Here is an 18774-nt window from a genome sequence, read left to right on the forward strand (position 1 = left end):
GGCGGCAAACGCGCCGGCGGTCGCGGCCCGCTACCGGCGGCCGCCCGCGGAGGCCGGAGCCGGACATCCGCGGTCGCGCTTGGCGTGCCGGCCCGAGCCGTCGCACGCCCTGCCCTCACGCCGTCCTCCCGGCCGGCCCTCGGACACACTGGGTGTGTCACCGCCCGCGGACGGCGGGGGCGGGCTCTCCGGGTCGGTCGGTGACGGCTCGGTGGGAGTGGGCGTGGGCGTGGGGTCGGTCGTCGGCGGCGGGTCGGTCGGGGTGGGTGTGGGCTCGGAGGGCGCCGGAGTGGTCGGCGTGGGGCGCGGACCGGATGTCGCGGGAGGGTCGGCCGGATGCTTGGGCCCGGCTCCGGAGGGGCTGGGTGCGGTGCCGTAGCCGTCGATGGAGACGACGGCACCGGCGGGCGCGATCGCCACGCGTGCGCTCCAGCGGCCGGAGGGTTCGCGCAGGTGGTCGACGTACACCTTGATCGTCAATGACGCGCCGGGCTGGAGGGTTCCCGACGAGCGGCTCGGGTAGAGCCAGGCCGCTGACGTGGACGCGGACCAGTGGACCGGGCCGGGTCCGGCGGCGGTGAGCGTGATCAGGGTGGTGTCACCGGTGTTGTCGGCGCTCACCGTCAGGCGGCCGTCCCTGTGGCCGGTGCCCGTGACGCTGATGACCTCCACGGAGACGTCCGGCCGGCCGCTCGTGCCGAAGCGGGTGTCGGGTCCGGGCCCCGCGTTGCCGGTGTTCTCGTAGCCCCTGCCGGCCCCCTCGCCGCCCAGGGCGCCGGGGCCGCGCCCCTCGTGCGCGCTGGCGGCGGAACCGTCGGGGCGCTCGCCGGCCGGACCGCCGCGGTAGGCGGCCCACAGGGCCAGCACCGGCGCGGCCACCACCGTGGCCACCACCGTGGTCGTGACGGCACGCGCGCGGAGCCGGTCCCTGCGGGCGGCGCGGTCCTTGGGGTCCATCGGGAAGCCGCGCCGGTCGAAGCGGGGAGCGGTGCTCCGCGCGCGCGGGTGGTGGGCCATGGCCTTGTGCAGGGCCGCGCGGGGCACGGACAGCACGGGCAGTTCGGCGGGGGTGACGGTGGCGCCGGGCCACTGACCGGGCAGGGCGCGCTCGGCGGTGCGGCGGCAGCGCGGGCAGTCGTCGACGTGCCGGACGAGTTCGCGCCGCAGTGCCGTGCCGAGTACGAGCCGACTGTCCCCGGTGAGGCGGGACACGCTCGGGCAGGTGCCGGTCTCCACCACGGCGAGCGCCGCTCGGGTGCGCTCCACCTCGCAGGCGGCCGAGGCGAGCAGTTCCCGCGTGGCGGCGAGGTCCATGCCGAGGACGGCGGCGACCTCGTGTGCGGCGAGGTGGTGACGTACGGCGAGTTCGAGCGCCTCGCGCTGCTCCGGGGTGGTGCCGGCGGCCTCCGGCCAGGCGAGCTGGGCGAGTTCGCGGCGCCGCTCCCGCTGGACCTCGTCGGGGACGGGCGGCGGCACGGCCCGTGCGGCGGCGTGCCGGTCGGCGCCGGTGCGGCCCGCGGCGTGCGTGCCCTGACGTTTCTGCTTGGCCTCGGCCAGCTTGCGCAGGCACGCCCAGCGGGCCAGCGCGTACAGCCAGGCCCGGCGCTCGCCCGCGGTCCCGGGTCCGCGCTGCCCGCGCCGCTCGGCGAAGGCCAGCGCGTCCCCGAGGGCGGCGGTCGCCGCCTCGTGGTCGCACAGCACGGACAGGCAGTAGGTGAACAGGCCGTCGAGATAAGGCTCGTAGCGCGCGGGCGGGCGGCGCGCCACGGCGTGCGCGGCAGCGCGGTCGCGCGCCTCGCGGTGCGCCCGGTGCGCACTGGTCGTGCGGGTCGAGGTGTCCGGACTGCTGCTCATCACCTGTGCGACCGTAGGCGGCCCGGGTTCGTCCCTCTGTGCACCTTGAGCACTTTTAATCCGTACGGGTGAAACGATCCCTCGTAAGGGGAACGGAACCTCGGATTCCATGACCCGTTCGAGTGCGCCCGCCCGGCGACGGCCGGGCGCGGGTCCTGCACGGGGTCCGGCACAGGGTCGGGCGCGGGGTCCGCACCGGGCCACCGACGGCCGGGCTGTCAGTGCCGGCGGTTACGGTTTTCTCCATGGCTGCCCGTACCAAGACCACCAAGGACCGCCCGTCCTACCGCTGCACGGAGTGCGGCTGGCAGACGGCCAAGTGGCTCGGCCGCTGCCCCGAGTGCCAGGCCTGGGGCACGGTCGAGGAGTACGGCACGCCCGCGGTCCGTACGACGACGCCGGGCCGGGTCACCACCTCCGCCGTGCCCATCGGCCAGGTCGACGGCCGCCAGGCCACCGCCCGCTCCACCGGCGTGCCCGAACTCGACCGGGTCCTGGGCGGCGGGCTGGTCCCCGGTGCCGTCGTCCTCCTCGCGGGCGAGCCCGGCGTCGGCAAGTCCACGCTGCTGCTGGACGTGGCGGCCAAGTCCGCCAGCGACGAGCACCGCACGCTCTACGTCACGGGCGAGGAGTCCGCGAGCCAGGTCCGCCTGCGCGCCGACCGCATCGGCGCCATCGACGACCACCTGTATCTGGCCGCCGAGACCGATCTGGCCGCCGTCCTCGGCCACTTGGACGCGGTCAAGCCCTCCCTGCTGATCCTGGACTCGGTGCAGACGGTCGCCTCGCCCGAGATCGACGGCGCGCCCGGCGGCATGGCGCAGGTCCGCGAGGTCGCGGGCGCGCTGATCCGCGCCTCCAAGGAACGGGGCATGTCCACGCTCCTGGTGGGCCACGTCACCAAGGACGGCGCCATCGCGGGCCCGCGCCTGCTGGAGCACCTGGTCGACGTGGTGCTGCACTTCGAGGGCGACCGGCACGCGCGCCTGCGCCTGGTCCGCGGCGTCAAGAACCGCTACGGCGCGACGGACGAGGTCGGCTGCTTCGAACTGCACGACGAGGGCATCACGGGCCTGGCCGACCCGAGCGGCCTGTTCCTGACCCACCGGGCGGAGCCCGTCCCCGGCACCTGCCTGACCGTCACCCTGGAGGGCCGCCGCCCCCTGGTCGCGGAAGTGCAGGCGCTCACCGTCGACTCCCAGATCCCCTCCCCGCGCCGTACGACGTCGGGCCTGGAGACCTCCCGGGTCTCGATGATGCTGGCCGTGCTGGAGCAGCGGGGCCGGATCAGCGCGCTGGGCAAGCGGGACATCTACTCGGCGACGGTCGGCGGGGTGAAGCTCTCCGAGCCGGCCGCCGACCTCGCGGTCGCCCTCGCGCTGGCCTCGGCGGCGAGCGACACCCCGCTGCCGAAGAACCTGGTCGCGATCGGCGAGGTGGGTCTGGCGGGCGAGGTCAGACGTGTCACCGGCGTGCAGCGCCGGCTCGCCGAAGCCCACCGCCTGGGCTTCACGCACGCCCTCGTGCCGGGCGACCCGGGCAAGGTCCCGGCGGGGATGAAGGTCCTGGAAGTGGCCGACATAGGCGACGCGCTGCGGGTCCTGCCCCGCTCGCGTCGCCGGGACGCCCCACGGGAGCAGGAGGAGCGCCGGTAGACTTTGCCCTGGTCTCGCCCGTCCGTACGAACCGAGTGTGCGAAACGGCAGCGCCTGAAGAACCTGCGACCGGAGGAGTGCAGTGGCAGCCAACGACCGGGCAGCAGCTCCCGGAAAGTCCGGCGGGAGTTCCGGCGCCGATGGCCTGATGCGCGCCTCCCTGAGCGCCGTGGCACCTGGCACGGCCCTGCGGGACGGCCTCGAACGGGTGCTTCGCGGCAATACCGGCGGGCTCATCGTGCTCGGCGCCGACAAGACCGTGGAGTCGATGTGCACGGGCGGTTTCGTCCTGGACGTCGAGTTCACGGCGACCCGGCTGCGGGAGCTGTGCAAGCTGGACGGCGGCATCGTGATCTCGTCAGACCTGTCGAAGATCCTGCGCGCGGGCGTGCAGCTGGTCCCGGACCCGACGATCCCGACCGAGGAGACCGGCACCCGGCACCGTACGGCGGACCGGGTGAGCAAGCAGGTCGGCTTCCCCGTGGTCTCGGTCTCGCAGTCCATGCGGCTGATCGCCCTCTACGTCGACGGCCAGCGGCGTGTCCTGGAGGACTCCGCGGCGATCCTCTCCCGCGCCAACCAGGCCCTGGCGACCCTGGAGCGCTACAAGCTCCGCCTGGACGAGGTGGCAGGCACGCTGTCGGCGCTGGAGATCGAGGACCTGGTGACGGTCCGGGACGTCTCGGCGGTCGCGCAGCGCTTGGAGATGGTGCGCCGTATCGCCACCGAGATCGCCGAGTACGTGGTGGAGCTGGGCACCGACGGCCGCCTCCTGGCCCTCCAGCTCGACGAGTTGATCGCGGGCGTGGAGCCGGAGCGCGAACTGGTGGTGCGGGACTACGTCCCGGAGCCCACCGCCAAGCGCTCCCGCACGGTCGAGGAGGCCCTGGCCGAGCTGGACAAGCTCTCCCACGCCGAGCTGCTCGAACTGTCCACCGTTGCCCGCGCCCTGGGCTACACCGGCTCCCCGGAGACCCTCGACTCCGCGGTCTCCCCGCGGGGTTTCCGCCTGCTGGCCAAGGTGCCCCGGCTGCCCGGCGCCATCATCGACCGCCTGGTCGAGCACTTCGGCGGCCTGCAGAAGCTGCTCGCCGCGAGCGTCGACGACCTCCAGACGGTGGACGGTGTGGGCGAGGCGCGGGCGCGGAGCGTCCGCGAGGGCCTGTCGCGGCTGGCGGAGTCGTCGATCCTGGAGCGCTACGTCTGACCGGCGCCGGCCGCGGCCGACCCGCCTCAGGCCTCTTCGGCGGCCGTTGGCCCTCCTGGCCCTCTTCGGTCACCCCGAGGCCGGTCGCGCTCAGCCCGGTCGGCCTCGGTCCGCTCAGTCCTCCGACAGCACGAACGACGTCCGCTGCTTCGCGTACCCCGGCGCCTTCGCCTCGACCAGGTAGGTGCCCGCCCCGGCCGACCCGGCCGGAGGCGTCGCGCACTGCGGGACGCTCGGCTTGCGGTCCCAGCGGACGGTGTAGGTGATCTCGCTGCCCGCCGGCACCCGGTACAGCCGGCTCCCGGCCGTCGTGGGGCAGTCGGCCGAGGACCAGTAGCCGGAGCTGCTCTCGGCCTGGCTGATCGTCACCACCGCGGACTTCGGACCGAGGTCGACCTTGCAGTCGCTGCCGGAGGAGTTCGCGGCGGTCAGCTCGAACACCGGCGTCTGGCCGGGCCCGTAGGAGTTGTGCACACTGCGCAGCGTCAACTTGACCGCGTTCGGGGTGCAGTTGGGCAGCGCGCTGCCGGCCGGCAGTACCGCACCCGGACCGCCGCCGCCCTTGGCGCCGTCGTCCCCGCCGCCGGCGGACCCGCCACCGCTCGACCCGCCGGAACCGGCGCCGTCTCCGCTCCCGCCCCCGCCGGCGCTGTCGGAGCCGGCACTGCCGGAACCGGCGGTGTCACCGGTGCCGCCGGTCCCGGACCCCGATCCACCGGAGTCACCGCCGCCGGACTCGTCCCGGCCGCCGGGGTGTTGGCTGATCGCGGGACCGGAGTCTGAGGGTCCCGGCACGATGGTCGAGGTCGAGGTCGAGGTCGAGGGCGCCGGATGCTTGCCGTCCGGCCCCTCGCCGTTGGTCTTGCGGCCCCCGCCCCCCAGGGGGACGATCCAGGCGATCAGCAGCGCCAGCAGGGCGACCGCGGACAGCATGACGAGCCGCCGTCGCCAGTAGATGGAGGCGGGAAGCGGACCGACCGGATTGCGCAGAGATCCCACGGGCCAAACTGTACGAGAGATCGTCGGCTTCCCCGGGCCCCACCCGCCGGGTGACGACATCTTTTCCGGATCATCATCACGGCAACGCCCATATTCGCAGGCCTCTTTGGCCTCGCCGTGATCGCCCGGGCACCGTTCGTGACGACACCGCCACGCGCCGGATCACACGGCCGTCCACCCCCACGTGGCAGGATCGGAAGGCCATGACTGCGCCCACACTGCCCCCGCACAGCAGCCCCGACACCCCGGCCAACGCCGCTGGTGCCCGTCCGGGCGCCGGCACGCCCGCCGACGCCGAGGCCTCCGGCACCTCCCTCGGCCCGACTCTGCACACCCAGGTCATCACCTGGTTCGACGACCACGCCCGCGACCTGCCCTGGCGACGCCCCGATGCCGGCGCCTGGGGCGTGATGGTCAGCGAGTTCATGCTCCAGCAGACGCCGGTGAGCCGCGTGCTGCCGGTCTACGAGCAGTGGCTCGACCGCTGGCCCCGGCCCGCCGACCTCGCCAAGGAGGCACCGGGCGAGGCCGTCCGCGCCTGGGGCCGGCTCGGCTACCCGCGCCGCGCCCTGCGCCTGCACGGCGCCGCGGTCGCCATAACGGAACGGCACGGCGGCGACGTGCCGACCGAGCACGCGCAACTGCTCGCCCTGCCGGGCATCGGCGAGTACACGGCCGCCGCGGTCGCGTCCTTCGCCTACGGGCAGCGGCACGCCGTCCTGGACACCAACGTCCGCCGGGTGCTGGCCCGCGCGGTCACCGGTGTGCAGTACCCGCCGAACGCCACCACCGCCGCCGAGCGGCGTCTGGCGCGCGCCCTGCTGCCCGAGGACGAGGGGACCGCGGCCCGCTGGGCGGCCGCCTCCATGGAGCTCGGCGCGCTGGTGTGCACGGCGAAGAACGAGTCGTGCCCGCGCTGCCCGATCGCCGCGCACTGCGCCTGGCGGCTCGCGGGCAAGCCCGCGCACGACGGGCCGCCGCGCCGCGGGCAGACGTACGCCGGCACGGACCGGCAGGTCCGCGGCAAGCTGCTCGCCGTGCTCCGCGACGCGCACGCGCCCGTCCCGCAGCCGGTGCTCGACCGGGTCTGGCACGAGCCGGTCCAGCGGGCCCGAGCCCTGGACGGTCTCGTCGCGGACGGCCTGGTGGAGCCGCTGCCGGGCGGGCTGTACCGGCTTCCGCTGACCTGACTCGACCTGACCTCCCGTCACCCGACATCTGAGCTCCGGCACCTGACACCCGACACCCGATCCCAGGCACCTGATCCACAGTCACCTCACAGGCCCGCCACACCTTCAGGCCGTGTCGCGGCTGTTCGTGTCACACACCCGTACGTCACCCGACCCCCCAAATCACCCTCAAAGGGGATGAATCGGGACACCGCTTTACCCCGTTCCTACTTCCGTTACACAACCGACGCACAGCCGAGGGCTGGCCGCAGGCTGCCTCGGACAGCGCCGTGACAACGCCTCCGTACCTTCAATTGAGTGCCTGACAGGCACCGGACGGCTGCCGACCACAGCCCGTCCGCTCACGGCTTGGAGACCGGCGGCAGGCGGGTCGGGACGGGGATCGGAGGCGGTCGTACATGGCGCAGGGTGAGGTGCTCGAGTTCGAGGAGTACGTGCGTACCCGGCAGGACGCGCTGCTGCGCAGTGCGCGCCGGCTGGTCCCGGACCCGGTCGAAGCCCAGGACCTGCTCCAGACGGCACTCGCGCGGACCTACGGACGCTGGGAGGGCATCGCCGACAAGCGGCTCGCGGACGCCTATCTGCGCCGCGTGATGATCAATACGCGTACCGAATGGTGGCGGGCCCGGAAGCTGGAGGAGGTCCCCACCGAGCAGCTCCCGGACGCCCGCGTCGAGGACTCCACCGAGCAGCACGCCGCCCGCGCGCTCCTCATGGACATCCTGAAGGTGCTCGCTCCCAAACAACGCAGTGTCGTGGTGCTGCGACACTGGGAGCAGATGTCCACGGAGGAGACGGCCGCCGCCCTCGGTATGTCGGCGGGTACGGTCAAGAGCACGCTGCACCGGGCGCTCGCCCGGCTCCGCGAGGAGCTGGAGGCGCGCGATCTGGACGCACGCGCGCTGGAGCGTGAGGAGCGGGAGCGTTGCGCGGCCTGACCGGCAGGGGTACAGGCTCGGGGCCCGGACGGGCCCGGGACACCTTCCAGGCGGCGATCACGGCGGCGGCCGTGCTCGCCGCCCTCGCCCTTTCCGCGTCCGCCTGCGGTACCGGGGGGACCGGCGCGCGCGACGAGGGACCGGCCCGTGCCGGCTCGGTGGCGGGCAGCGTCCCGGCCCCCTCCCCCGACCCCACCGGCCGGGCCCAGCAGGTGGACGCGGTCCGGCTGATCAAGGACGACCCGCAGGTCTCGGCCGCGGTCAAGCGCGGTCTCAAGCCGTGTGTGGCCGACGACTACCCCGTCGACGTGTCGTACGGCGACCTGACCTCAGGACCGGCCGAGGACATCGTCGTCAACGTGCTGACCTGCGGAGACGCGGTGGGTGTGGGCGCCTATGTGTACCGCGAGCAGGGGGGCCGGTACGACAACGTCTTCAAGGCCGAGGAGCCCCCGGTCTACGCCGAGATCGACCGCGGCGACCTCGTGGTGACCAAGCAGGTGTACGCGCGGGGGGACCCGGTGTCGAGTCCGTCCGGCGAGGACGTGATCACGTACCGCTGGTCGACGGGCCGGTTCACCAAGGAGTTCAGCACGCGCAACGAGTACAGCAAGACCGTCGGGGGCGTCGCGACGCCGGTCCCGGGCCACTGACGGCAGCGTGGGGGAGTTCAGGCGGCGGCCGCGCGACAATGGCGAGGGCGTGAGACGACCAGGGCCGCGGGTCAGGTCTCATGGTGAACCGATGAACGCGTCCGGCCGCGGACATGCCCGCACGGTGGGCCAGGAGCGCACGACGACCAGAGCACACGACGAGAAGCACACGAGGACTGAGAGCACCCGGATGGCAGAACAGACCCACGTCCTGTTCGTCGAGGACGACGACGTCATCCGCGAGGCCACACAGCTCGCCCTGGAGCGGGTCGGCTTCGCGGTCACGGCGATGCCCGACGGGCTGTCCGGCCTGGAGGCGTTCCGGGCCAGGCGGCCCGACATCGCGCTGCTGGACGTCATGGTCCCCGGCCTCGACGGGGTCAGCCTGTGCCGCCGCATCCGCGACGAGTCGACCGTTCCGGTGATCATGCTCTCCGCGCGGGCGGACTCCATCGACGTGGTGCTGGGGCTTGAGGCGGGCGCCGACGACTACGTGACCAAGCCGTTCGACGGCGCCGTCCTGGTCGCCCGCATCCGCGCGGTGCTGCGCCGCTTCGGGCACGCCGGCGGCGTCCGGGCCGACGTGGACGCGGCCGCGGTGGACGGCGGGGTGCTGAGCTTCGGCGACCTGGAGGTCGACACCGAGGGGATGGAGGTGCGCCGCGCCGGGCAGCCGGTGGCGCTCACGCCCACGGAGATGCGGCTGCTGCTCGAGTTCTCCTCGGCTCCGGGCACGGTGCTCTCCCGGGACAAGCTCCTGGAGCGGGTGTGGGACTACGGCTGGGGCGGCGACACCCGCGTGGTCGACGTCCATGTGCAGCGGCTGCGTACGAAGATCGGCCAGGACCGCATCGAGACGGTGCGCGGCTTCGGCTACAAGCTGAAGGCCTGAGCGGGGCGGTCATGCCCGGGATCACACGGCGCCTGCTCCCCGAGCGCCTGGAACGCGCGGACATCCGCACGGGGCTGAGGTGGAAGCTCAGCGCGGCCATCGCGCTGGTCGGCGCGCTGGTGGCGGTCGCGCTCAGCCTGGTCGTGCACAACGCCGCCCGGGTGTCGATGATGGACAACGCGCGCGACCTGGCGGACGAGCGGGTCCAGATCGCCCAGCGCAACTTCGAACTGTCGGGGCGGCCGAACTTCCCCGGCATCAGGATCGACGACCCGGCGCTGCCCTCCGAGCTACGGGAGAAGGTCGAGCAGGGCCGGCGCGCGACATACGTCACCGACCGCGCGGGCAAGCTGCCCGACATCTGGGCGGCCGTACCGGTCAAGGACGGCCACGTGCTGTCCCTGCACACGCACTTCACCGACCGCAGCACGAACATCCTCAACGACCTCGACCAGGCCCTGGTCATCGGCTCCATCACGGTCGTCCTCGGCGGCAGCGCGCTGGGCGTGCTCATAGGGGGTCAGCTCTCACGCCGGCTGCGCAAGGCGGCGACCGCGGCCAACCAGGTCGCCAAGGGAGAGACGGACGTACGGGTCCGGGACGCCATCGGGGGTGTCGTACGCGACGAGACCGACGACCTCGCGCGCGCGGTGGACGCGATGGCGGACGCGCTCCAGCAGCGGCTGGAGGCGGAACGCCGGGTCACGGCGGACATCGCGCACGAGCTGCGCACCCCGGTGACCGGGCTGCTGACGGCGGCCGAGCTGCTGCCGCCCGGCCGGCCGACGGAACTGGTCCTGGACCGCGCGAAGGCCATGCGCACGCTGGTGGAGGACGTGCTGGAGGTGGCCCGGCTCGACGGCGCCTCGGAGCGGGCCGAACTCCAGGACATCGTGCTGGGCGAGTTCGTCGCCCGGCGGGTGGCCGCGAAGGACCCGGACATCGAGGTGCGTGTGGTGCACGAGTCGGAGGTCACCACCGACCCGCGGCGTCTGGAGCGGGTGCTGTTCAACCTGCTCGCCAACGCCGCCCGGCACGGCAGGCCGCCGATCGAGGTGACCGTCGAGGGCCGGGTCATCCGGGTGCGCGACCACGGCCCCGGCTTCCCCGAGGACCTGCTCGCCGAGGGCCCGAGCCGGTTCCGCACCGGCAGCAGGGACCGCGCCGGGCACGGCCACGGCCTCGGCCTGACCATCGCCGCGGGGCAGGCCCGTGTCCTCGGCGCCCGTCTGACCTTCCGCAACGTGCGTCCCCCGGGCGCCCCGGAGCGCATCCCGGCCGAGGGCGCCGTCGCCGTCCTGTGGCTGCCCGAACACGCCCCGACGAACACGGGCAGCCATCCCCTGCTTCCGGGGCAGTGAGCCCGGTAGCCGACGTACGAGGGCCGCGCCCGGGCACCTGCCTCCGGGCCCCGGAGCGGGCGGCCTGTGGCCGCCGCGGTGCCGGCCAGGACGCCGCGGCCGCCCACCGGGCGCCGGCCTGGACCGGGTGCCGGCCGTCGGCCTCGCCGTGGTCATCCTGGCCGCGACCGGCCTGCTGCTGATGGCCGCGAGGGTCTTCGGGGACGTGGGCCTGGTGCCGGTGGCCGCCGCACTGTTCGTGCTCATGTCCGCAATGGGCGTCCGGCCGGGCGTGGCGGACGGGGCCGCCCCCGCCGCGGTCCTGCCCGCAGCAGGGGGAGGGCGGACGGCTGCGGGCCGCGGCGGACATGCCGAGGGGCCCGTGGACATCCGCTCTCGGCGGACTTCCACGGGCCCCTCGCTACCCACGTTCGGCTCGGGCGGTCAGACGGCTTCGGCCACGTCCTGACGTGTCTGCGCCTCGCCCGCGTCGGCCCGGTCCCCCGTGGCCGGTCCCGCTCCCCTCAGCGGGACCTCCTTGACGAACACCGCCGCGACGAGCGCGACCACCGCCACCACGGCGCCCAGCAGGAACGCCGAGTGCGTGCCGGCGGACACCGCGTGCTGGTAGGCCTCACGGGCCTGGGCCGGCAGCTTGGCGAGGCTCGCGGCGTCCAGCTGCGCGGACTGCTCGGTGATCCCGCGGCCCAGCGCGCCGGCCCGCTCGGCCATCTCGTGCTGGACGCGGTTGTTGAACAGCGCGCCCATGATCGCGACGCCGAAGGAGGAGCCGAGCGTACGGAAGAGGGTGGTGGACGAGGAGGCCACGCCCATGTCCTTCAGCTCCACGCTGTTCTGCGCGACCAGCATGGTGATCTGCATCAGGCAGCCCATGCCCGCGCCCAGGACGGCCATGTAGAGGCCGGAGGTGAGGCGGGTGGTGCCGGTGTCCATGAGGGACAGCAGGTACAGCCCGGCGATCATCAGGACGCTGCCGACGATCGGGAAGACCTTGTACCGGCCGCTGTTGGTGGTGACCCGGCCCGCGATCAGCGACACGACCATCATCGCGGCCAGCATCGGCAGGAGCAGCAGACCGGAGTTGGTGGCGGAGGCACCCTGCACCGACTGCTGGTACAGCGGCAGGAACAGCACCGCGCCGAACATCACGAAGCCGGTGATGAAGCCGATCAGCGACATCAGGCTGAAGTTCAGGCTGCGGAAGATGTGCAGCGGCACGATCGGCTCGGCGGCCTTGGTCTGCCAGAGCACGAACCCGACGAGCGCGACGACACCGATCGCCATGAGCTCCATGATCCGCGCGGAGGTCCAGGCGTACTCCGAGCCGCCCCAGGTGGTGACGAGCACGATGGAGCTGATGCCGACGGTCAGCAGCACGGCACCCAGGTAGTCGATCCGCGCCTGGGAGCGCTTCTTCGGCAGGTGCAGTACGGCGCTGACCGCGACGAGTGCCACCGCGCCGAGGGGGAGGTTGATGTAGAAGGACCAGCGCCAGCCCCAGTTGTCGGTGATCGTGCCGCCGACCAGGGGGCCGCCGATCATCGCGAGCGCCATGACGCCGGCCATCATGCCCTGGTACTTGCCGCGCTCCCGCGGCGGGATCAGGTCGCCGATGATGGCCATCACACCGACCATCAGACCGCCCGCGCCGAGGCCCTGGACGGCGCGGAAGCCGATCAGCTCGCCCATGTTCTGGGCCATGCCGCTCAGCGCGGACCCGAGCAGGAAGATGACGATCGAGGACATGAAGGCGCCCTTGCGCCCGTACATGTCGCCGAGCTTGCCCCACAGCGGGGTGGACGCCGCGGTGGCGAGGGTGTAGGCGGTGACCACCCAGGAAAGGTGCTGAAGGCCGCCCAGCTCACCGACGATCGTCGGCATCGCGGTGCCCACGATCATGTTGTCGAGCATCGCGAGCATCATCGCGATCATGAGGGCGAGCAGGACGACCCGCACGCTCCTGGGTTGTTTGCCGGCTTGAGCCGTCTCCGGCCCGGCTTTCGCGCTGTCCGCCATCCGTCCTACTCCCCCAGTCGATTGGGACTTACTTGCCGCCCGGCAAGTTGACTACACTCTGGAAAGTAGACCTCCAGCTAGCCGGTCGTCAAGTAAGTTTCGCCGACCGGCCGGCAGGCAAGGTGTCCAGGGAGCTCGAGGAGTACGAGGATGGACGTCACGATGGACGGCACCAGGCAGCAGCGCCGCGGAAACACCCGCCAGCGCATCCAGGACGTGGCGCTCGAACTCTTCGCCGAGCAAGGCTACGAGAAGACCTCCCTGCGCGAGATCGCCGAGCGCCTCGACGTCACCAAGGCGGCGCTGTACTACCACTTCAAGACGAAGGAAGAGATCCTCGTCAGCCTGTTCGAAAGCCTCACGCGGCCGATGGAGGAGCTGATCGAGTGGGGCCGGCGGCAGCCGCACACGCTGGAGACCAAGCAGGAGATCGTCCGCCGTTACGACCAGGCGCTCGCCGACGCTGCGCCGCTGTTCCGCTTCATGCAGGAGAACCAGGCGACCGTGCGGGAGCTGCGCATCGGGGACGCGTTCAAGGACCGGATGCGCGGCCTGCGGGACATCATCATCGACCCGGGCGCGAGCATGGCCGACCAGGTCCGCTGCGTCAGCGCCATCTTCACGCTGCACGCCGGGATGTTCGTCATGCAGGACATCGAAGGCGACCCCGAGGAGCGGCGCAAGGCCGTGCTCGAGGTCGCCATCGACCTGGTGACTCAGGCGCACCGGGGCGCGCGGGAGCCCTGACGCGTCCGCCGCCCGCCGTTGGTCGGCAGGGCGGCGGTGCGGTGCGGCGTTCGGCCGGTCAGACGGCCACGCCGTGCGAGCGCAGGAAGGCGAGCGGGTTGAGCGCGGAGCCGTAGTTCGGGGTGGTGCGGATCTCGAAGTGCAGGTGCGGGCCGGTGGAGTTGCCGGTGTTGCCGGACAGGGCTATGTGCTGACCGGTGGCGACGACCTGGCCGATCCTCACGTCGACGCGCGAGAGGTGGGCGTACTGGGAGTACGTGCCGTTGGCGTGCTGGATGACGACGGCGTTGCCGTAGGCGGGGCCGTCACCGGCGCCGTTGGGACCGGCCTTGACGACGGTGCCGCCGTTCGCGGCGACGACCTTGGTGCCGATCGGCACGGCGAAGTCCTGGCCGCTGTGCTTGTGCACCCAGTGGCCGCCGGCCTGGTCGAAGCCGGCGCTGAGCGCGAACTGCTTCACCGGCGCCGTCCAGGCCGCGGCCTGCGCGACGGCGGCGGTGGGGGCCGCCGTGGTCTCGGCGGCGGACGCTACTCCCGCACCCATGGCGACGGAGACCCCCAGACCGGCGGCCAGGACGGCGGCGCGGGTACGGAGCTTGGTCGCACGGGCGGAACGGGACGTGGCGCGCTGGAACATCGAAACCTCTGGGGGTCGGGGACGTGAGAACCACCCGGACGCGTGTGCCTTCGCCGGGCGGGCCATCCCTTGGTAACCCCGCCGGTCACCGCCGCTCAAACACCCCCACTACGACGGAAAGTAGTAAGAGGGGGCAGTGTCGTACGTCTCTTGACGTCTCCCCCATTCAGGACAAATGCCCCGTAGAGGAACCATTCCGTAATATTTCACTGTCTTAAATGTCCGTTTTTTCAACCCGTGTCCCCCACTAAGCGCCGTAGTACGGGTCTCGGGGCTTGTGCGCCATGTCACCAGTGAACGGGAGTGGGCCCCTTTCCCCTGTGACGAAGGCCATGTGGCCCGCGTCTCACGGGCGGCCTCCTCGACCGCGGGCGCACGGGCACGCGAGAGGGGCCGGTGCCCGAAGGCGCCGGCCCCTCTCGGTTGCCGCTGAGGCTTACGCCTCCTTGCTCAGGTTCGGCCCGGGTCCGCCGGCCGCCTGCTCGATCGGCGGGACGTCCGGCAGCGCGGACTTCTCCTCACCGCGGAAGGTGAAGGTCTGGGACTCGCCCTCGCCCTCGGTGTCCACGACCACGATGTGACCGGGGCGCAGCTCGCCGAAGAGGATCTTCTCCGAGAGCGTGTCCTCGATCTCGCGCTGGATGGTCCGGCGCAGCGGCCGGGCGCCCAGAACGGGGTCGTAGCCCTTCTTGGACAGCAGCTCCTTGGCCGACTGGGAGAGCTCGATGCCCATGTCCCGGTCCTTCAGGCGCTCGTCCACCTTGCCGATCATCAGGTCGACGATCCGCAGGATGTCGTTCGGCGTCAGCTGCGGGAAGACCACCACGTCGTCGACGCGGTTGAGGAACTCGGGCCGGAAGTGCTGCTTGAGCTCGTCCGACACCTTGTTCTTCATGCGCTCGTAGTTGGACTTCGTGTCGCCCGCGGCCGCGAAGCCCAGGTTGAAGCCCTTGGAGATGTCCCGGGTGCCGAGGTTGGTCGTCATGATGATGACCGTGTTCTTGAAGTCCACGACCCGGCCCTGGGAGTCGGTCAGGCGACCGTCCTCCAGGATCTGCAGCAGCGAGTTGAAGATGTCCGGGTGGGCCTTCTCGACCTCGTCGAACAGGACGACCGAGAACGGCTTGCGGCGCACCTTCTCGGTGAGCTGGCCGCCCTCCTCGTAGCCCACGTAGCCGGGGGGCGAACCGAAGAGGCGGGAGACCGTGTGCTTCTCGCTGAACTCCGACATGTCGAGGGAGATCAGCGCGTCCTCGTCACCGAAGAGGAACTCGGCGAGCGCCTTGGACAGCTCGGTCTTACCGACACCGGACGGGCCCGCGAAGATGAACGAGCCACCCGGACGCTTCGGGTCCTTCAGACCCGCACGCGTACGGCGGATCGCCTTGGAGAGCGCCTTGACGGCGTCCACCTGGCCGATGACCCGCTTGTGGAGCTCGTCCTCCATGCGGAGCAGGCGGCTGGACTCCTCCTCGGTCAGCTTGAAGACCGGGATGCCGGTGGCCGTGGCGAGGACCTCGGCGATCAGCTCGCCGTCGACCTCGGCGACGACGTCCATGTCGCCGGCCTTCCACTCCTTCTCCCGCTTGGCCTTGGCGGCCAGGAGCTGCTTCTCCTTGTCGCGCAGGGAGGCGGCCTTCTCGAAGTCCTGCGAGTCGATCGCGGACTCCTTGTCCCGGCGGACGGCGGCGATCTTCTCGTCGAACTCGCGCAGGTCCGGCGGCGCGGTCATCCGGCGGATGCGCATCCGGGAACCGGCCTCGTCGATCAGGTCGATCGCCTTGTCCGGCAGGAAGCGGTCCGAGATGTACCGGTCGGCCAGGGTGGCGGCCTGGACCAGCGCCTCGTCGGTGATGGAGACGCGGTGGTGCGCCTCGTACCGGTCGCGCAGGCCCTTGAGGATCTCGATCGTGTGCGGCAGGGACGGCTCGGCGACCTGGATGGGCTGGAAGCGGCGCTCCAGGGCCGCGTCCTTCTCCAGGTGCTTGCGGTACTCGTCCAGGGTGGTGGCACCGATGGTCTGCAGTTCACCGCGGGCCAGCATCGGCTTGAGGATGCTCGCCGCGTCGATGGCGCCCTCGGCGGCACCCGCACCGACCAGCGTGTGCAGCTCGTCGATGAACAGGATGATGTCGCCGCGGGTGCGGATCTCCTTGAGCACCTTCTTCAGGCGCTCCTCGAAGTCACCGCGGTAGCGGGAGCCGGCGACCAGGGCACCGAGGTCCAGGGTGTAGAGGTGCTTGTCCTTGAGGGTCTCGGGCACCTCGCCCTTGACGATGGCCTGGGCGAGGCCCTCGACGACGGCGGTCTTGCCGACGCCGGGCTCACCGATCAGCACCGGGTTGTTCTTGGTACGGCGGGACAGCACCTGCATGACCCGCTCGATCTCCTTCTCGCGCCCGATGACCGGGTCGAGCTTGGACTCGCGAGCGGCCTGCGTGAGGTTCCGGCCGAACTGGTCGAGGACCAGGGACGTCGAGGGGGTGCCCTCGGCAGGGCCGCCGGCGGTGGCGGTCTCCTTGCCCTGGTAACCGGAGAGCAGCTGGATCACCTGCTGCCGCACCCGGTTGAGGTCTGCGCCCAGCTTGACCAGGACCTGGGCGGCGACGCCCTCGCCCTCGCGGATCAGGCCGAGCAGGATGTGCTCCGTGCCGATGTAGTTGTGGCCCAGCTGAAGGGCCTCCCGGAGCGACAGCTCCAGGACCTTCTTGGCACGGGGGGTGAAGGGGATGTGGCCGGAGGGCGCCTGCTGGCCCTGGCCGATGATCTCCTCCACCTGCTGGCGGACCGCCTCGAGCGAAATCCCGAGGCTCTCAAGGGCCTTGGCGGCGACACCCTCACCCTCGTGGATCAGGCCCAGGAGGATGTGCTCAGTGCCGATGTAGTTGTGGTTGAGCATCCGGGCTTCTTCCTGAGCCAGGACGACAACCCGCCGCGCGCGGTCGGTGAACCTCTCGAACATCGTTAATCGCTCCTCAGAGCGGTCAGGCAGTGGGGGGAACTTCCCCTCCCTGTCCTTCCGCAGCTTAGTCCCGCAAGCGGGGACCGCTCATTCCAACTGCCGACACCGGACCGAGAACCAACACTGCCTCCTGACCCCGAACGCCGACATCTGCTCCAACCCGATGGTGCGAGACGATGTTCCCGCAGGCCAGGCAGTTACCCCAGTCGCCAGTACGCCGATGGCGAACGTGAGACTCCGCTGCCCGGGTGCCGCCTGCGTGTCGCCCCCTCCCACTAGGCATCTCTTACCCGCCCTAACCGACCATGCATGCCGAGTGACCGGGTTCCCTCAGCTATGGGCGAACAACCTTGCGCCCTTTCCCGCCCCCGTACGCCCCTCTCGCCCACGACATTTCGCACACACACTGATACCGAGCGTAACTCCAGCGCGTTTCGGGCGGTTTCTCAGGCATGGTCGGCAGCCCTTCCACGGTCCCCGTTCCGGTCCCCGCTCCCCGTCGGCCGCCGGTCCCCGGCGACGGGGGGCGGCAGTCGCGGCACCGGCGGTACTGGCGCCACTGGTACGAGAACGAACTGGGCTGGGCCACGGTGCCCGGGGCACCGGTACGACTTGTGGTGGGCCGCCGCTTCGACGTCCTGGACGTGCCCGCCGAGGCCGGGCATGCGGCGCTGCGCCATCTGGGGCCCGGCTCTCCGGTGGCCCTGCGGGGGGACCGGATGCGGCTGCTGATGGCGGCGGGCAGCGCGGAGGAGCTGCCGGGGCTGCTGGAGTGGCTGGAGTGGGGCCCGTCGGCGCTGGGCCTGGACCTGGTGGCCCTGGGCGCGGGCGCGCTGATGGACGCGCCGCCGCCTCCGGGCGCCGGTCCACTCGGGCCGCGGCCGGTCAACCCCGGCCGCTCCGGTTCACAGGGGGCCGCCGTGTGGCTGCGGCCCCCCGGGTCTGGGTGCGAGGTCGAGGCCTCGCTGCCGACACTGTCGGCCGTGGGGGGCGGTGGGGGCACCCCCGATCTCGTACGCCTGGTGGACACGGTGGCGACACACGTCCACCGGATCCGGCTGCGGCGCGCGTGCGCCCAGCCGTTCCCGTTCCACGAGGGCCCGGTACAGGCCCCTGATCAGCCGTTGGCCTTCTCGTAGGCCTCGCGAATGGACGCGGGGACCCGGCCGCGGTCGTTGACCTCGTAGCCGTTCTCCTTCGCCCAGGCGCGGATCTGCGCGGTGTCCTGGCTGCCGCCGGAAGCGGCACGCGCCTTTCCGCGTCCGCCCGAAGCGCGGCCCCCGGTACGCCGGCCGCTCTTGAGGTACGGCTCGAGAACACCACGGAGCTTGTCCGCATTGGCGGTGGTGAGATCGATCTCGTACGTCTTGCCGTCCAGCGCGAACGTCACGGTCTCGTCCGCCTCGCCGCCGTCGAGGTCGTCGACAAGAAGGACCTGAACCTTCTGTGCCACCGGATTTCCTTTCATCGATAACGTGAGGACCGGGGATGGTCGGTGTCCGCCGATTCGCCGTCCCCTGTTATATGCAGTGCAGCAGTACGTCGGAAAGCAAACCGCTTTTGCGGGAAAAACACAAACCCCTGGGAGAGACCAGGCACTCACCCCGTCCGGAAACATGCGCGTTTCGGACATAGGGAACGCGGGCATGCCCGGCCGGGCGGA

The 18774-nt window shown here is 71.8% G+C and carries 15 protein-coding genes and 1 pseudogene; 10 read left to right on the top strand and 6 right to left on the bottom strand.

Annotation, left to right across the window (positions count from 1 at the left end; all coding sequences use genetic code 11):
* Nucleotides 1-30: 30 nt before the first annotated feature.
* The gene (locus tag ACIQFZ_RS31550; RefSeq protein ID WP_402692812.1) at nucleotides 31-1854 is read right to left on the bottom strand and encodes a hypothetical protein; all 1824 of its coding nucleotides are present in this window, start codon (nucleotides 1852-1854) and stop codon (nucleotides 31-33) included.
* Nucleotides 1855-2099: 245 nt separating this feature from the next.
* Between ACIQFZ_RS31550 and radA the strand changes: the two genes are divergently transcribed.
* Nucleotides 2100-3509 (top strand): DNA repair protein RadA, encoded by a 1410-nt coding sequence (gene radA / locus ACIQFZ_RS31555; protein WP_402692813.1) that lies wholly within the window; start codon nucleotides 2100-2102, stop codon nucleotides 3507-3509.
* Between the two features lie 82 nt (nucleotides 3510-3591).
* Nucleotides 3592-4716, top strand: coding sequence for a DNA integrity scanning diadenylate cyclase DisA (gene disA / locus ACIQFZ_RS31560; protein ID WP_141359566.1), 1125 nt, complete (start codon nucleotides 3592-3594; stop codon nucleotides 4714-4716).
* Nucleotides 4717-4830: 114 nt separating this feature from the next.
* On the opposite strand, the gene ACIQFZ_RS31565 is transcribed toward disA, so the two are convergent.
* On the bottom strand, nucleotides 4831-5715 hold the full coding sequence (locus ACIQFZ_RS31565) for a hypothetical protein (RefSeq protein WP_383055901.1): 885 nt from the start codon (nucleotides 5713-5715) through the stop codon (nucleotides 4831-4833).
* 203 nt (nucleotides 5716-5918) lie between these two features.
* Here ACIQFZ_RS31565 and ACIQFZ_RS31570 point away from each other — a divergent pair, with 203 nt between their 5' ends.
* The 6 genes and pseudogenes from ACIQFZ_RS31570 to ACIQFZ_RS31595 form a co-directional block, all read left to right on the top strand.
* A complete protein-coding gene (locus tag ACIQFZ_RS31570; protein ID WP_365430898.1) occupies nucleotides 5919-6905 on the top strand; it encodes an A/G-specific adenine glycosylase in 987 nt (328 codons plus the stop codon).
* A 398-nt stretch (nucleotides 6906-7303) separates the two neighbouring features.
* The gene (locus ACIQFZ_RS31575; protein ID WP_365430896.1) at nucleotides 7304-7843 is read left to right on the top strand and encodes a SigE family RNA polymerase sigma factor; all 540 of its coding nucleotides are present in this window, start codon (nucleotides 7304-7306) and stop codon (nucleotides 7841-7843) included.
* Nucleotides 7831-8496, top strand: coding sequence for a hypothetical protein (locus ACIQFZ_RS31580; RefSeq protein ID WP_365430894.1), 666 nt, complete (start codon nucleotides 7831-7833; stop codon nucleotides 8494-8496). The genes ACIQFZ_RS31575 and ACIQFZ_RS31580 overlap by 13 nt, the downstream gene beginning before the upstream one ends.
* A 190-nt stretch (nucleotides 8497-8686) precedes the next feature.
* On the top strand, nucleotides 8687-9388 hold the full coding sequence (cseB, locus tag ACIQFZ_RS31585) for a two-component system response regulator CseB (protein ID WP_365430904.1): 702 nt from the start codon (nucleotides 8687-8689) through the stop codon (nucleotides 9386-9388).
* Between the two features lie 11 nt (nucleotides 9389-9399).
* Nucleotides 9400-10749, top strand: coding sequence for a two-component system sensor histidine kinase CseC (cseC, locus tag ACIQFZ_RS31590; RefSeq protein WP_383055897.1), 1350 nt, complete (start codon nucleotides 9400-9402; stop codon nucleotides 10747-10749).
* Between the two features lie 118 nt (nucleotides 10750-10867).
* Nucleotides 10868-11015, top strand: a pseudogene (locus ACIQFZ_RS31595) (Bcr/CflA family drug resistance efflux transporter); the annotation flags it as partial.
* 157 nt (nucleotides 11016-11172) lie between these two features.
* Here the strand turns inward: ACIQFZ_RS31595 and ACIQFZ_RS31600 are convergent.
* Nucleotides 11173-12765 (bottom strand): MDR family MFS transporter, encoded by a 1593-nt coding sequence (locus ACIQFZ_RS31600; RefSeq protein WP_402692814.1) that lies wholly within the window; start codon nucleotides 12763-12765, stop codon nucleotides 11173-11175.
* A 150-nt stretch (nucleotides 12766-12915) separates the two neighbouring features.
* Here ACIQFZ_RS31600 and ACIQFZ_RS31605 point away from each other — a divergent pair, with 150 nt between their 5' ends.
* Nucleotides 12916-13512, top strand: a complete 597-nt coding sequence (locus ACIQFZ_RS31605; protein ID WP_383055894.1) for a TetR/AcrR family transcriptional regulator — start codon at nucleotides 12916-12918, stop codon at nucleotides 13510-13512.
* Between the two features lie 58 nt (nucleotides 13513-13570).
* Here the strand turns inward: ACIQFZ_RS31605 and ACIQFZ_RS31610 are convergent, their stop codons facing one another.
* The gene (locus tag ACIQFZ_RS31610) at nucleotides 13571-14149 is read right to left on the bottom strand and encodes a M23 family metallopeptidase (RefSeq protein WP_402692815.1); all 579 of its coding nucleotides are present in this window, start codon (nucleotides 14147-14149) and stop codon (nucleotides 13571-13573) included.
* Between the two features lie 436 nt (nucleotides 14150-14585).
* Nucleotides 14586-17111 (bottom strand): ATP-dependent Clp protease ATP-binding subunit, encoded by a 2526-nt coding sequence (locus ACIQFZ_RS31615; RefSeq protein WP_365423660.1) that lies wholly within the window; start codon nucleotides 17109-17111, stop codon nucleotides 14586-14588.
* Nucleotides 17112-17563: 452 nt separating this feature from the next.
* On the opposite strand from ACIQFZ_RS31615, the gene ACIQFZ_RS31620 reads away from it, so the two are divergent.
* Nucleotides 17564-18250: an SCO3374 family protein gene (locus ACIQFZ_RS31620; protein ID WP_383055892.1), complete on the top strand. Its 687-nt coding sequence runs from the start codon at nucleotides 17564-17566 to the stop codon at nucleotides 18248-18250.
* Here the strand turns inward: ACIQFZ_RS31620 and ACIQFZ_RS31625 are convergent.
* The gene (locus ACIQFZ_RS31625) at nucleotides 18229-18564 is read right to left on the bottom strand and encodes an Lsr2 family protein (protein WP_365423666.1); all 336 of its coding nucleotides are present in this window, start codon (nucleotides 18562-18564) and stop codon (nucleotides 18229-18231) included. The two genes, ACIQFZ_RS31620 and ACIQFZ_RS31625, sit on opposite strands and share 22 nt — an antisense overlap.
* Nucleotides 18565-18774 lie beyond the last annotated feature (210 nt).

The sequence above is a fragment of the Streptomyces sp. NPDC093064 genome, from assembly GCF_044754605.1.
Lineage (GTDB): Bacteria > Actinomycetota > Actinomycetes > Streptomycetales > Streptomycetaceae > Streptomyces.